At 34.3% G+C, this 14,314-nt stretch carries 13 protein-coding genes; 1 reads left to right on the top strand and 12 read right to left on the bottom strand.

Features of this window, described 5'->3' with window-relative positions; all coding sequences use genetic code 11:
* Positions 1–340 precede the first annotated feature (340 nt).
* Positions 341–1,033: a hypothetical protein gene (locus ABS764_RS13190; protein ID WP_408082272.1), complete on the top strand. Its 693-nt coding sequence runs from the start codon at positions 341–343 to the stop codon at positions 1,031–1,033.
* 188 nt (positions 1,034–1,221) lie between these two features.
* On the opposite strand, the gene ABS764_RS13185 is transcribed toward ABS764_RS13190, so the two are convergent.
* From ABS764_RS13185 to ABS764_RS13130, 12 genes are all read right to left on the bottom strand, one after another.
* The gene (locus tag ABS764_RS13185; RefSeq protein ID WP_408082271.1) at positions 1,222–1,791 is read right to left on the bottom strand and encodes a DUF2652 domain-containing protein; all 570 of its coding nucleotides are present in this window, start codon (positions 1,789–1,791) and stop codon (positions 1,222–1,224) included.
* Positions 1,792–1,860: 69 nt separating this feature from the next.
* Entirely contained in the window at positions 1,861–3,285 is a 1,425-nt protein-coding gene (locus ABS764_RS13180) for a TolC family protein (protein ID WP_408082270.1), read from the bottom strand.
* A gap of 15 nt (positions 3,286–3,300) precedes the next feature.
* Positions 3,301–6,438: an efflux RND transporter permease subunit gene (locus ABS764_RS13175; protein WP_408082269.1), complete on the bottom strand. Its 3,138-nt coding sequence runs from the start codon at positions 6,436–6,438 to the stop codon at positions 3,301–3,303.
* Between the two features lie 27 nt (positions 6,439–6,465).
* A complete protein-coding gene (locus ABS764_RS13170; protein WP_408082268.1) occupies positions 6,466–7,434 on the bottom strand; it encodes an efflux RND transporter periplasmic adaptor subunit in 969 nt (322 codons plus the stop codon).
* 866 nt (positions 7,435–8,300) lie between these two features.
* On the bottom strand, positions 8,301–8,540 hold the full coding sequence (locus ABS764_RS13165; RefSeq protein ID WP_408082267.1) for a hypothetical protein: 240 nt from the start codon (positions 8,538–8,540) through the stop codon (positions 8,301–8,303).
* A gap of 161 nt (positions 8,541–8,701) precedes the next feature.
* Entirely contained in the window at positions 8,702–9,202 is a 501-nt protein-coding gene (locus ABS764_RS13160) for a 4'-phosphopantetheinyl transferase family protein (RefSeq protein ID WP_408082266.1), read from the bottom strand.
* Positions 9,199–9,453, bottom strand: a complete 255-nt coding sequence (locus tag ABS764_RS13155) for an acyl carrier protein (RefSeq protein WP_408082265.1) — start codon at positions 9,451–9,453, stop codon at positions 9,199–9,201. Before ABS764_RS13155 ends, ABS764_RS13160 begins: the two co-directional genes overlap by 4 nt.
* Positions 9,450–10,733: a beta-ketoacyl-[acyl-carrier-protein] synthase family protein gene (locus ABS764_RS13150; RefSeq protein WP_408082264.1), complete on the bottom strand. Its 1,284-nt coding sequence runs from the start codon at positions 10,731–10,733 to the stop codon at positions 9,450–9,452. The genes ABS764_RS13155 and ABS764_RS13150 overlap by 4 nt, the downstream gene beginning before the upstream one ends.
* Positions 10,730–11,167, bottom strand: coding sequence for a 3-hydroxyacyl-ACP dehydratase FabZ family protein (locus ABS764_RS13145; protein WP_408082263.1), 438 nt, complete (start codon positions 11,165–11,167; stop codon positions 10,730–10,732). The genes ABS764_RS13150 and ABS764_RS13145 overlap by 4 nt, the downstream gene beginning before the upstream one ends.
* Before the next feature lie 14 nt (positions 11,168–11,181).
* The gene (locus tag ABS764_RS13140) at positions 11,182–12,234 is read right to left on the bottom strand and encodes a type III polyketide synthase (protein WP_408082262.1); all 1,053 of its coding nucleotides are present in this window, start codon (positions 12,232–12,234) and stop codon (positions 11,182–11,184) included.
* Entirely contained in the window at positions 12,231–12,944 is a 714-nt protein-coding gene (locus ABS764_RS13135) for a methyltransferase domain-containing protein (protein ID WP_408082261.1), read from the bottom strand. The genes ABS764_RS13140 and ABS764_RS13135 overlap by 4 nt, the downstream gene beginning before the upstream one ends.
* A 4-nt stretch (positions 12,945–12,948) precedes the next feature.
* On the bottom strand, positions 12,949–14,070 hold the full coding sequence (locus tag ABS764_RS13130; RefSeq protein ID WP_408082260.1) for an NAD(P)/FAD-dependent oxidoreductase: 1,122 nt from the start codon (positions 14,068–14,070) through the stop codon (positions 12,949–12,951).
* Positions 14,071–14,314: the final 244 nt, after the last annotated feature.

Genomic DNA, 14,314 nt, shown 5'->3' with positions numbered 1-14,314 from the left:
AGATAATCTCAAATTTTTGATTCAAACCATTGGTAGAATCAGTTCAATAAAAAAAAGCTATACTTACAAAGATATTTCACAAACTGGGTAAAAAAAAGGTTGATTAATCGCCAAGATTGGTTTATTTGTCGCCTTTTAAAGATGTAAAAGAGTCAGGGTATAGCTGCGTTCTAAAAACGAAGTTCAAGTTTAAGTAGTTTTCAAATATTTGTGTATAGGAGTCCGGTGTTGTATAATGCGACTTATAGACATATTTTAGCGACTTTTATTTTAACAGTGATCAGACAGAAAGCGCGAATTTTATAAAAAATTATCATAATTTAAAAAAGTAAAATTTCTAATGCATTCTGAAAAAAACTCCGCTCATACCGAACAGTATTTTAAAATAGTCCGGCAAAAATTACGCTTTAACTCTGTATTTTTTTTAACGGGTTTGCTAACTGTTTCAATGTGTGGCTTTTTCTGGCTTAATACAGATTCATTTTTTTCACTTAATAGTATTCCGTTGTTTGCAATTGTACTTATTATCAATGGAAGTAGTGAAACTTTTTTTTCAATTATAAATAAAAATAATTTTGAAAGTTGGGGACTGCTCCTTCAATCAGGAATATATGCTGTATTAGTAGGGATCTTATTTTTACTTATTCCTTTTGAATCCATAAATGTACAGGTGGTTATACTTTTATATCTGTTTTTGGCAGCTATTTTCAACTTAATTTTTACTGGGGCTTTAAAGCAGTACGGTATGGTTAACTGGAATAGTTTTATAACTTTAAATAAAATAGTCGTTGTAATATCACTCTTTACGTTAATTTTTGAAATTAAAGATTTTGAAGAAACAGATTTATTACTTTACATCACATTAATTTGTTTTGGATTTAGTAAGGTATTACTAGGTCGCGGATTTTCTGAACTCAATACTTTTAATGAAAAAATAAGCTGGTCCATCTATCATAAAATTGATGTGATTAAGAATGAATATTTTAAATCCCTTGAAAGAAACTGGGATGCCGAAAGAGATTTATATATTTAAAAATGTGCACTAATTTTAGGTTTATCGATTTACTTTAAAATAGATTAAAATTCTCATTTTCATCAATTTAACTAAGATGTAAAAAGTTGTTGTCATTTCGTATTAATACATTAAAAAGGATACTCTATTTATAATAGCGTATCCTTTTGTCCTTAGATATTTGTAAATATATTAGTAGAAAAGTATAGTTAGTTGTTCACTGCTAAAGAAACTTCCTCTCGGTAAAGAATAGCCCCTATTTCGGGATGTATCTGAGTGTTTTTGGCAAAACTCTCAATAGGTTTTTTTACAGATTTCAGGAAAGAATTACTCAATAGGATGTAGGAGGGACGTTCGGCAAAACCATTTTTTAGAAGTTGATGTGCCTCCACAATTGTGGCTCCATACAGTTTGCTGAATTTTTTAATCTGGTATTTACTAAACTCTCCATAATGAACGATTAATTTAAGTGATAAGTCAATTTTAATGTTTAGCGATTTACTAAGTAGTATTACTTTATTTTCAAATGCTCGAAGCATATTACGTAAATTTTCCATTGTTTTTTCATAAGATGGTTTCTTGGAATACTTATAAAAAAGAATTGCATCTCCCTCAATTTCTGAAATATTGAAATTTTGGTTGTTGGATATTATGAGTTCAGTCAAAAGTTCTTTCACAATATACTCACCAGTGTAAATTTTAGTGTTGTAGACAAACTCAGTAAAGCCACTAAAATCCGGTATTAGTATTATTCCTTCTTTAATCGTAGTATTTTTCATAACATAGGCTTTGTATTGATTAGTAAAAATCTGTTGCCTGATACCAACAGGCAACAGATTAAATTATACTTATTGCCATCCTCCACCAAGGGAACGGTACAGCATGGTAATTGCATTAAGTTTTTGCGTTTTTATCGCAGCTAAATCCAACTCAGATTTTAATTTATTGGTCTGAGCAATAATTACATCAAGATAATTGGCCTCATTGTATTTATATAAAGTGACAGAGTTTGTTACTATGGTTTTTGAGCGTTCCACTAAACCTTCAGCAATTTTTTGTTGTTGCTCTAATTTTTGGATTTGAACCATAGCATCAGATACTTCTGCAACAGCTGTTAAAACAGATTGTTTGAAATTAAGTTCAGCTTGTTCTGAACTAATTTTTGACTGTTCATATCTTGTTTTTAGCTGTTTCCCATTTAAAATAGGCTGTAGTAATGAACCTGCAGCAACACCAAATAAAGAGCCAGGTAACTCAAACCAGTTACTTGCTTTAAAAGAATTAATTCCTCCTTGTGCCGTTATGTTTAGTGAAGGATACATACTTGTTTTAGCAACATGTATACTCGCAATGCTTCTTCTAAAATCGAGCTCTCTACTTTTTACATCAGGTCTGAAGGACAGTATTTGAGAAGGATAACCGGTAGATAGTGCTTCGGGTACAATAACTTTATCCAGTCTAAGATTTCTTTCTATCTGATCAGGTAAACTGCCTGTTAATATACTCAGGGCGTTCTCCTGTACATTAATGGCACCTTCTATAACAGGGATATTTTTTAAAATTTGATCTTTAGTAATCTCTTGCTGTTGAACAGCCAAAGAGGTAATCATACCCAGTTCTTGTTGTTTATTTAAAATAGTAAGCGTGCTGTCTGCAAAAGTTAAATTGTTTTGGGTAATTTCCAATTGTTTATCCAACATCAGAAGGTTATAGTAACCGGTAACTACTTCGGAAACCAAGCGTGTTTTAACAGCTTTTGCAGCCTCTTGTGTTTTAAGATAGTCTGCTAAAACTTCTTCTTTTGCACCTTTAATTTTACCCCAGATATCAGCTTCCCAAGAAATATTGACGGAAGTACTATAATCTTCGATGTATTTTTGTCCCAAAAACTGTCCTAATGAAAGTCCGTTTAAACTATTGTCTGATGGACGTGATATGTTGGCAGCAGCGACAGTAGCATTAACAGTGGGCACATTTGCCCATTTTGATTGCTTGTATCCCAAAGAAGCAAATTCTATTTGCTTTAAAGCAATTTGCATATCATAATTGTTTTGTACTGCTTGGTCAATAAGATTGACCAAGACAGGATCTTTAAAAAACTCTTTATAATTAATTAGTGCAATGTTGCTTGCGCTGTCCTTTTGAACTGATGTATCATCATTTCTAAAGGTATCAGGAAGGTCAACTTCAGGTTGCTCGTACTTTTGAACAGAGCACGATAAAATAAATCCTGAAATTGTGGTGATGTATATTATTTTTTTAAATAAATTCATTTCTTAATTTTTGAATTAATATTCCCAATCGGATTCGGATATTTCTTTTCCACTCATTTTTTCCTGTAGGTATTGAAATACCACAAAGAGTACCGGAGTTATGAAAACACCCAATATTGTACCTACTAGCATACCAAAAATTGCGGCATATCCTATGGAATGATTACCCATTGCAGAAGGCCCTACTACGAATACCAGTGGTAATAATCCTGTAATAAATGCTAATGAAGTCATTAAAATTGGACGAAGCCTTGCTTTAGCTCCTTCGACAGCAGCTGCAATCAAACTCTTACCGGCTTGTCTTCTTTGAATAGCAAATTCAACAATCAAGATTCCATTTTTGGCAAGTAAGCCTATAAGCATTACCATTGCAATCTGAACATAAATATTGTTGGAAATGTCTGCCATTGAAATACCTATGAACACTCCGCTAAGTCCAACTGGGATAGCAGTAAGAACAGCTAAAGGCAGGATATAACTTTCGTATTGTGCTGCTAATAAGAAAAACACAAAAATAAAACACAATGCAAAAATGACAGTAGATTGTGAACTGGAAGCATTTTCCTCACGGCTCATGCCTTTATAATCATAGGTATATCCAGCAGGCAGAATTTGCTCACTTACCTCTTTAATTGCAGTCATTGCCTGACCCGAACTGTAGCCTGGTTTAGGCATAACGGTTAGGTTAGAAGAATTAAATAAGTTAAATCGATCAACGACTTCAGCTCCGGAGGTATTTTTTAAATGAACAAGCGTATTTATAGGAACCATTTCACCAGCAAAGTTTTTTACAAAAATACTGTTGAGTGATTCTTTATCTTTTCTGTTTTCAGGATTTGCTTGAACCAAAACACGGTAATATTTTCCAAATCTTGTGAAATCAGAAGATTGAATGCTACCATAATACCCTTGCATTGCACTTAATACGTCTGCAACGGTAACTCCTAATTGAGCTGCTTTTGTCTCATCCACTAAAACTTCAAATTGTGGATATTCAACATTAAATGTGGTAAAAGCAACTTCAATTTCAGGACGCTGCATTAACGCACCCATCATACCATAGGAAATGCCTCCTAATTTTTTTAAATCTCCATTAGTACGATCCTGTAATACCAATTCGATACCACTAGTATTTCCAAATCCTTCTACAGTAGGCACATTAAGTACCAGGAAATTAGCTCTTTTGTCGTTAGATAATTCAGCTTGAATCTGTCCCATAACGTCACCTAATTTCTGAACATCACCTCTTTCTTGACTTTTCTTTAATTTAACAAACAAAGTACCTGAAGAAGAAGAAAGCGAACCACTAAAAAGATTTAATCCGTCAACGGTAATCACTTTGTCTACAGCAGGATTTGCAATAAGTTTGTCTTGTACACTACCTAAAACTTGTCCCGTTCTATTTTGTGATGCCCCTGCAGAAAGATTTGCAGTTACAATGATAAAATTTTGATCCTCATCAGGAATAAAAGCTTTTGGAGTTGTCATAGACATCCAGGCAAATAGCCCTCCAAAGATTGCAATAAGTAAAAAGGCTATCCATTTTCTTTTTAATAAAAATAAAATTGATTTAGCATATTTAGAGGTCATTTTATCAAACGAAGCATTAAATCCTGCAAAAAAGCGTTCTTTAAATCCTGTTTTTTCATGACTGGGATCATGGGGTTTTAATAATATGGCACAAAGTGCAGGACTTAGCGTCAATGCATTTACGGCAGAAATTACAATCGCGATGGCTAATGTTATAGCAAATTGCTTGTAGAATAAACCTGTTGAACCTTCCATAAAAGCAACCGGTACAAACACAGCAGACATAATAAGTGTTATCGAAATAATTGCTCCCGAAATCTCACTCATCGCCGACATAGTAGCGGCTTTTGCATTAAGCCCTCTTTTTTCCATTTTGGCATGGACGGCTTCCACAACTACTATGGCATCATCTACCACAATACCAATGGCAAGCACCAATGCAAATAAGGTTAATGTATTTATTGAAAAGCCAAAAAGTTGCATAAAGAAAAACGTACCCACAATAGATACAGGAACCGCAATTGCAGGAATAAGTGTAGATCTGAAATCCTGTAAAAAGATAAATACCACAATAAATACCAATATAAAGGCCTCGATTAGGGTATGAATTACCTGATCGACAGAGGTATCCAATGATTCTTTTGTTGCATAAGGAATATCATACTTCATACCAGAAGGAAATGATTTTTCGAGTTCTCTCATGCGTTTCTCTATAGCAATTTGAACCTCGTTGGCATTAGAACCAGACATTTGGAAAATTGCCATTACAACTCCTGCATCCTTATTGTATTTAGCAGAAACAGCATAATTGTACGCACCAAATTCTACTTTAGCAACATCTTTCAATCGTAGGATGGAGCCATCATTTTTAGCTCTTATAACTATGTTTTCATATTGAGAAGGTTCTGTAAACTTACCTTTGTATCGCATTACATACTCCATAGATTCTCCAGTCCTTTCTCCGAATCTACCTGGGGCAGCTTCTAAATTTTGGGACTGAATGGCACGTGATATTTCAGTAGGAGTAAGTTTATAAGCATTTAATTTAGCAGGATCCAGCCATACACGAATTGAATAATCTTTGTTACCATAAGCCATGGCATCTCCAACACCTTTAATCCTTTTAATTTCAGGAATGATATTTATTTTAGCATAATTTTCTAAAAATAAATCATCAATTTTAGGATCATCACTACTTAAAGTGATCATACCCATCATACTGTTTTGTTTTTTTAGAGTTGTAACTCCAGCTTGTACCACTTCAGCAGGGAGCTGATTGGTTACTTGCGACACTCTGTTTTGCACATTTATCGCAGCTTGATCAGGATCTGTTCCTAATTTAAAAATAACGGTGATTGTTAATGTACCATCATTACTGGATACGGAATTGATATAATCCATATTTTCCACCCCATTAATAGCATTCTCGAGAGGAGGCGCAACCGAACGTCCGATGGTTTCAGCATTTGCACCCGGATAAACAGCCACAACAGTTACTGTAGGCGGTGCAATATCTGGAAATTTGGTTATAGGAAGTCCAAGCATTCCTACCACACCCAGTATCACTAGTAACAGTGAGATTACCGTTGCTAGAACAGGTCGTTTTATAATTGTTTTTAACATGTTTTTGTTTTTGAGAATAGTTAATTCTTATATTTTAGCAGTTTTTTGTGCAGTAACCGGAGTTCCTGATTGAAGTCTGTCAAATCCGGAAACGATGTAGGTGTCTCCTGGTTTTAAACCTTCCGATATAATGTATTTGGTTCCTGTTTTGCCTGATATTTTTACTTCAATTTGCTTGGCCTTACCTTGTTTGTCTACAATAAATGCGAAGATTTTATCTTGTACGCCCATAGTGGAAGCAATTGGCAGTAAAACAGCATTATTATTTACTTGTTTCATAATAATCTTACCAGTACTTCCACTTCTTAAGATTGTTTTTGGGTTATCAAATTTTGCTCGTAAAGTTATCGCTCCGGTATTTGAATCAAATTGTCCATTTACGGCATCAATTTGACCAGCAATTTCATATTCCTCTCCATTAGATAGCTGAAGATTAACTTTTGGACTATTTTTGAGGATGTTTTTTCCTGGATATTGACTCTGAAAAGTTTGAAAATCATTTTCGCTCATACTGAAATAAGCATTCACTTTGTGAATATCTGAAAGAATAGTTATGGGTGTAGGGTTTGAGGGAGCAATGAGACTTCCCAGACGGTAGCCCACTCGGCCGATGTAACCGCTAACAGGTGCTTTTATTGTGCAAAAATTAAGATTAATTCTTGCTGATCCTACTTGTGCTTGTGCTCCTTTATACGCAGCTTCTGCCTGATCCACCTGAAGGCTGGAAACTATTTTACTTTTAGCAAGTTCTTTTTTTCTGTCTAACTCAATTTTTGCAGAACTTAGATTTGCTTGGGCTGTATTATATTGCTCTCTGTAGATGCTACTTTCAATAATGAAAAGCGTTTGACCTGCTTTAACGTAAGCACCGTCGTCAACAAGGATTTTTTGAAGGTATCCGGAGATTTGTGGACGAATTTCAACATCAGCAACACCTTCGATGCTAGTGCTGTATTCTTTTGAAATTGTCGACTGTTCACTTACAATTGTTGCCATTGGAAGTTCTATTGCTCCTTGCTGTGTGCTTTGATTTTGATCCTTTTTACCGCATCCTTGCAAAAAAAGGAGTAGAGAAAAAAATACTGAAAACTTGAAAATGGAATATCGATTCATTGATCTTTTGTTATATGTTTAATAATCGGGAGCAAAATTCGATTAAAAAAGAGCAAATAAACAAAGCAGAAGTCGCCTATATTTGTTTAAAAGTCGCCTATATTTTTTATCAGCGTAGAGGTTATTATTACGGTTAAATCACAATTTTTTTAGAGAGTAAAAATGCGAATACGAAACCTTTAGGATATAAGAACAATGCTAAATGCAAGATTTTTTTTTAATGTTTTATCTACTATTTTGTACCGTTAGCATATTGGCACTTTTATCAAATATTAAAAAAAAATACGTCTTAGAAATGTTCTTAAGGACTTCTAATGAATTAACTAGTCTCCAAGATTTGAATCAGGAGACTTTTTGTGTTCGGTGAAAATAGATACAGAAGAAACTAATTTAAAACTGTTCTCTATATTGGGTAGGTGTAATGCCTATTTCTTTTTTAATAAATCTTGAGAAATAGGGTGGTGTTCAAAACCTAATCATAGGCTGTTTCGGCTATGGTTTTGTCAGTATTCATCAAAATATTTTTGCTTCAATAATCCAAAGCAATATGAATATTCCAATACTGGTTTGCCGGTTTCTTGTTTTAATAAGTCACTTTAAATAAAACAGGTTCTTATCAGACACCAAAAAACTCCTTAAGCAATTAAAGAGTTTTTTATTCCGAAGAAATTGATAGAATAATTTAGATTACAATAAGTATGTTGGAAACAAGAGTATTTGCAGATGCTAATCAGCAATTAAACTTCGTTTTATAAATTATTGAGCTCTTCTGCTGCACTCTCGGTACTTCCGTCACCTCCGGATCTTTCATTTGGACTTTTTTCAAATTTATCAGGTGTATAACGTTTTGGATTAGTTCCGGTTTCATCCGGTTTTTCGCTTTTGCCAGTATCATCATCTTTGTCTTCATTATTTTTTGGACTGCTGTACTGACTGTGAAAAGGACATTTCTGTAACTCGGGACTGCTGTAATATTGTAGATTTTCCATAACTATTTGTTTTAATTTATTGTATTAAAAGTAAGCTTATAAATACATTGTATTTTATATGAAATCAAAGAATCATTATAAAATTTACATAAAAGTTATGACGGTAAAATCTTTAAAAAGGTATTCCAAATGCCTGTATTTTTTTATTTCAAAAAAGATTCCTAAATAATCACCACTTTTTCAAATCGTCCATGATGGCTCACAGAGACAGCTTGTGCGGTATGGGAGTGTGTAGAAGTTAAAAAAGGAATACCATATTGATCCTTACTGATATTCTTTTTTTCAATTTCAATCACTTTTTTTAAGTGGTCAGGATGAGTAACTGCAATAGTATGAATGCAATCATTACTGATATTGCTTTCTGTATAATACTTATTATTTCCGCAACAAATTACTGTTCCTGAAATATAATGGTCGTTTTGGAAAATGAAACTGCACTTCAGTTTTTGTGGAATATAGGATCTTATTTTCGTTTGCCTGTTATATATTTTATAAGCTGCTTCTTTCATACTCCAAAGTGACCAGACAATAATTTCAGGATGCAAAGCTTTATTTATGAGCAACTGTTCATCTGCAGTAAAAATTTTTTCCAGAAAACCTTTTCGCTGCCAGTTACTTTCATGCCGGGATTGGACGATATCAATAATATCATTACCTATCATTTTGCAGCTAATTTGGTTTCAATAATAGCTATTGATGTTTTCACATCCAGCATGCGTTCCATATCAGTATTTTCAATTATGATGTTAAATTCTTCTTCTATATCCAGAATAATATCGACCAGATTAGCTGAATTGATATTGAGATCATGAATAAAATCAGTGTTTTCAGTAAGGTTTTCATAAGCATCCGTATTTGTGGTATACGGTTTAATAATTACTTTTAATTTAGCTGTAAGTTCTTCTTTATTCATAGTGTTATTTTTTGAAATTTTTTAAAGATTACACAGGCATTTACATCACCAAAACCAAAACTTGCTTTAGCTATAATATCTGGTTTGGTATTGATTGTTTTTAAAGGAACTCTGGACGGATGTATCAGTGAAGAAATTTCAGCATGAAGCTCCTCACAATTTGTATTTCCAAATATAAATCCTTCCTGAAGCTGGAGAATTGCAGCTACACTCTCAATGCTTCCTGCTGCACTTAAACAATGCCCTGTGATACTTTTTAAAGAGTTTATATAAGGGAAATTTTCCCCTTTTAATCCCAGGGCTTTAGTCCAGTTTTCAATTTCGAGACTGTCTTTTGTAGTTGCGGTAAGGTGTCCGTTTATGGCATCAATATCAGTTGGTGAAATTCCTGAATTATAAATAGCATCAGTAATACAGCGTTGCACCGCCTGACTGTTTGGTGCAGTCATACTTCCGTTTCCTCTCTGTCCTCCTGAGTTAACGTTCCCTCCCAGTATTTCTGCATAAATAGTGGCTCCACGCTCTAAGGCACTTTCCAGTTCTTCTACAACTATTGCTCCGGCACCACTGCCGGGAACAAATCCGGCTGCAGAAGCACTCATAGGCCGGGAACCCTGATGAGGATTATCATTAAATTTGGAACTGCATACCCGTAAAGCATCAAATCCAGCCCATATATAAGGCCCGCTATCTCCTGTACTACCGGCTAATATACGTTTTGCCTGTCCGGATTGTATACGGTCATATGCCATTATAATCGCTTCAGTACCGGTAGAACAGGCCGAAGAATTAGTAGTTACCTGATTTCCCAAGCCTAATTTTCCTCCCAGGTAAGCACTTATACCACTATTCATGGTTTGGGCAACCACAGTACTTCCCAATCTTCGGGTCTGTAGTTCATCTATTTTATAAATACTTTCGCGAAACTTATCAATTCCGGATGTACCTGATCCAAATATAGTTCCGCTATCCCAGTCAGGCTGGTCATTTATTTCTGTTGATAAGCCTGCATTTTTCCATGCTTCTGTACCTGCAATAACACCGTATAAAATACCGGTACTATTAAAACCCCGTAATTCGAGTTCTGTAAAATACGCTGCTTTTAGTTCCTCTGAAATTTGCGGCTTACCAGCTATCTGACAGGAAAATTGCAGCTCTTCTAATTGCGGATCATGTCGTATCCCTGAAATCCCGTTTTTTACAGCCTGTGTAAATGCCGGGATTCCAACTCCGTTTGGAGCCACTACGCCAAGACCTGTTATGACCACTCTTTTTTTCATAATTTGGTAGTAATCATTCCGGCAACAATACCTTTACAAACTTCAATTCCGGCTTCGTTTTTCATAACGACATCACATTTAAGTTTACCAAAGCGGAAAAATGTTTTTTGAGACGTTACCGTTACTTTTTCATTTGGATACACGGGTTTTAAAAACTGCATATCAGCCGAAGTAAAAGCGACCACTGTATCTTTCTTTAAATCATTTCCCAGTAAATAAATACCAAGGCAAACCATGCCAATCTGAGCCATGGTTTCCGTTAAAATAACACCCGGAGTCACCGGATTATCTTTAAAATGACCTTTGTAGAAATCAAGATTTTCATTAAAAGTATAAGTTCCGGTAATGCCGTTTTCATCTGCATGAAGCAGTTTATCCACAAATAAAAAAGGTTTGCTGTAAGGCAGTTGCTTAATAATATCGTTTAAATTCATTTTTTTATATTAATTTACCATTGTAATAAAACACGTTGTGCTGAAAATCCCGGACCAAAACTGAGCATCAGTCCTTTTTCTCCTAATTTAGGTTTTTTATCCATAATACGCTCCAATACATACAAAACAGTTGCACTTGACATATTTCCGTATTGTTTAAGTACTTCTTTTGTATCATCAATATTTTTGCCTAATCCGGAGAACAGTTCTTCTACAGTGGTTACAATTTTTTTACCACCGGGATGAAATATCATGTGATCCAGATCTTCAATTTGTAAATTGTTTTTTTTGAGAAACGGATGGATTATATCTCCAAAATGTGAGGCAATAGTATCAGGAACTTCAATATCCAGTACCATTTGTAAACCACTATTGGTTAACCTGAAGCCCATCATATGCTCCGCATCATAAAAATGATACATTTCTGCATCAATAATTTCAGGACCTTTGTCTTGCTCGCAGGAAGATAATAAACAGCAGGCAGCGCCATCGCCAAAAATAGCGGCACTTACAATATTAGGCATCGAAAAATCATTTAGCTGGAAAGTTGCAGTAGGTGATTCAACGGCTATAACTGCGGCACGTTTTCCGGGATTGGCCTTCAGAAAATTTTTAGCATATATAATACCTGATATTCCGGCAGCACACCCCATTTCGGTTACAGGTAATCGTACGATATTCTGCCTGAGATTCATTTTGTTAATGAGATAAGCATCCAGAGACGGAATCATAATTCCTGTACAGCTTACTGTAATGATGTAATCCAGCGATTGTGAATCCCAGCCAGCCTTAATAAGCGCTTTTTCTAATACCTGCTGACCTAATATAACAGCTTCCCGGGTATAAATATCATTTTTTTCTTCAAATGAAGTTGCTGTAAATACCTCTTCGGGATCCATGATGGAATACCGTTTGTCTACAGCTGCTCCTTCAAATATTTTTTTTACTTTTTTTATAAAACGCTCTTCCTGTCCGGACAGCCAGCTATCTAGAAAAGGAAGTATTTCCTCTGTTGTACGCCAGTATTTTGGCAGCTGCTTAGCCACTGTTGTTATTTTTACACTCATTTTTTAGCAATTATCCATTGGTATCTGAAAGCCCATTTCCAATTTATGGTATAGTTCGATAAATTTATTTTTTTTGAAAAAGCTTCTAATTCTCTTTTTTTGAATCCTCTTAATATAGAAACCAGACCATCTTTACGACCCATGTGATTCAAATTGAAAACAAAACAAATAACTTTAAAAAGGCCGTATGCCAGTTTACTTCTGTGTAAATCATTTATCACAATACCTATTGTTGCATTCTTATTAAAGATAGTAATTATATCTATGATTGCTTCATCATTAAAATGGTGCAGTGTTAGCGTACACAAAACAATATCATAGTGAATGGCTGTAAATTCTTCACTAAAAATATCGATACACCGATACTCTATATTCTTAAAGTTATTAGATAAAGCCCTTGCATGATTTATGGTAAAAGCATTGGCATCAATACCTATGAGTTTAAAATTGATGTTGTTTTTTTGTCCGTATCTGTCAAGCATTCTTAACATATCACCATTTCCACAACCAATATCTGCAATAACTATAGTTCCTGAATAATCAGTATTTTGCAGCAATTTTTGTACTCCCTCCAATGTTAGCTTATTTCCTCCCAAGAATTGATTTATCCGGGCAATTTGATCCAGCGCAGATTGTAACTCTTCGCCCTGAAGTGAAAAATCATCCATTATTTCAGTTTCCTGAGTTCTGTATTGCGTGTGTATTGTCATTTAATTAAATAGCTATTGGTTTGCCATGCGTTTGTCTGATAATTAAAGGCAGCAGTTTAGGAAATGCAATTATTAATTTTAATAACGCATTTGAAATTTTTTTATGGATAAATATTTTTCCGAGAAGTCTGCCAATAAAGAGTCGTTTTCCAAAATTTTGTTTCCATTTTTTTTTATAATTTTTTTCCAGCTGTTTACGTGAGATTAAGCCCGAATGAAAATCCAGTACTAGTTCTGAAGCTATTTTTGCACTGTGTATTGCCATTGCCATTCCGTTTCCGCAAAGCGGATGAATCAGACCGGCTGTATCACCAATCATTATTATATGATTTTCAACAGTTTGTTTTCTGTCAAATGATATTTGGCTTATAGTAATTGGTTTGTCAAACAACAGAGTGCTTTTTTCAAAAACAGATTTGAGGTGCTTGTTTTGAAAAAGTACACTTTGTTGATAATGATCAATATTTTTAAATTGTTTAAAAGTATGATAATCTGCCAGATAACAAATGTTTAAAATGCCATTTTCAATTTTGGAAATTCCGCAATATCCTCCGTTAAAATTATGTAAAGCCACAATATCAGCATCAAAATCCCCGGAATAATGTCCCTTGACGGCCAGCCAGGGAGTCTTTTTTTTAATAAAATTACGGGACAATTGCTGATCAATGTTTGAACGTTTCCCAAAAGCACCCAATACTGTTTCTGAATATAAAGTTTGAGTCGGTGTTGTTACTGTAAAAAAGTTTTTGCTGAAGGTAACATTCACAACATTTTCGATAATAACAGTACAGCCATTTCTGATGGCTTTTTGGTAAAGAAAATGCTCCAGCTTATAACGGCTGATTCCAAATCCGCCAAGCGGCAGTCTGGTATTTACTATTTTGCTGTTTTGTGTTGAAAATTCAAATTTCGAAATAGTAGTAGGATGTAATTGATTAATATTTATGCCAAGCCAGGATAAATAGGGGACAATTTCATTAGAAATATATTCTCCACAAACTTTATGACGCGGATAGGCGGATTTTTCAATCAGCGTAACTTGTAATCCTTGTTTGGATAAATGAATCGCAGCTGATAAACCTGCAAGTCCACCGCCAATAATAATTACGTCCGTCTTTGTTTTCATATCATCAATTGGAATATCATATTTATTAATGAGGTATATTCCTCAGGTGATTTATTAAATATAAACTTAAATTTAATAGAATAGTGAATGCTTATATTATTTTTGACAATTATTATAAAATTTGTTGTTCCGTTTATGGAGAGAAATAACAGAAAAGTTTAGTCTCTTCATTACGTTTTGCTTTCCGCAATCTTAATTTCTTTCTATTTAACGTTCTATTAGTATTTGATATTCCCTGAAATAT

It is taken from the genome of Flavobacterium plantiphilum (assembly GCF_046000495.1).
Lineage (GTDB): Bacteria > Bacteroidota > Bacteroidia > Flavobacteriales > Flavobacteriaceae > Flavobacterium > Flavobacterium plantiphilum.
This window is presented reverse-complemented; position numbering and strand designations above follow the sequence as displayed.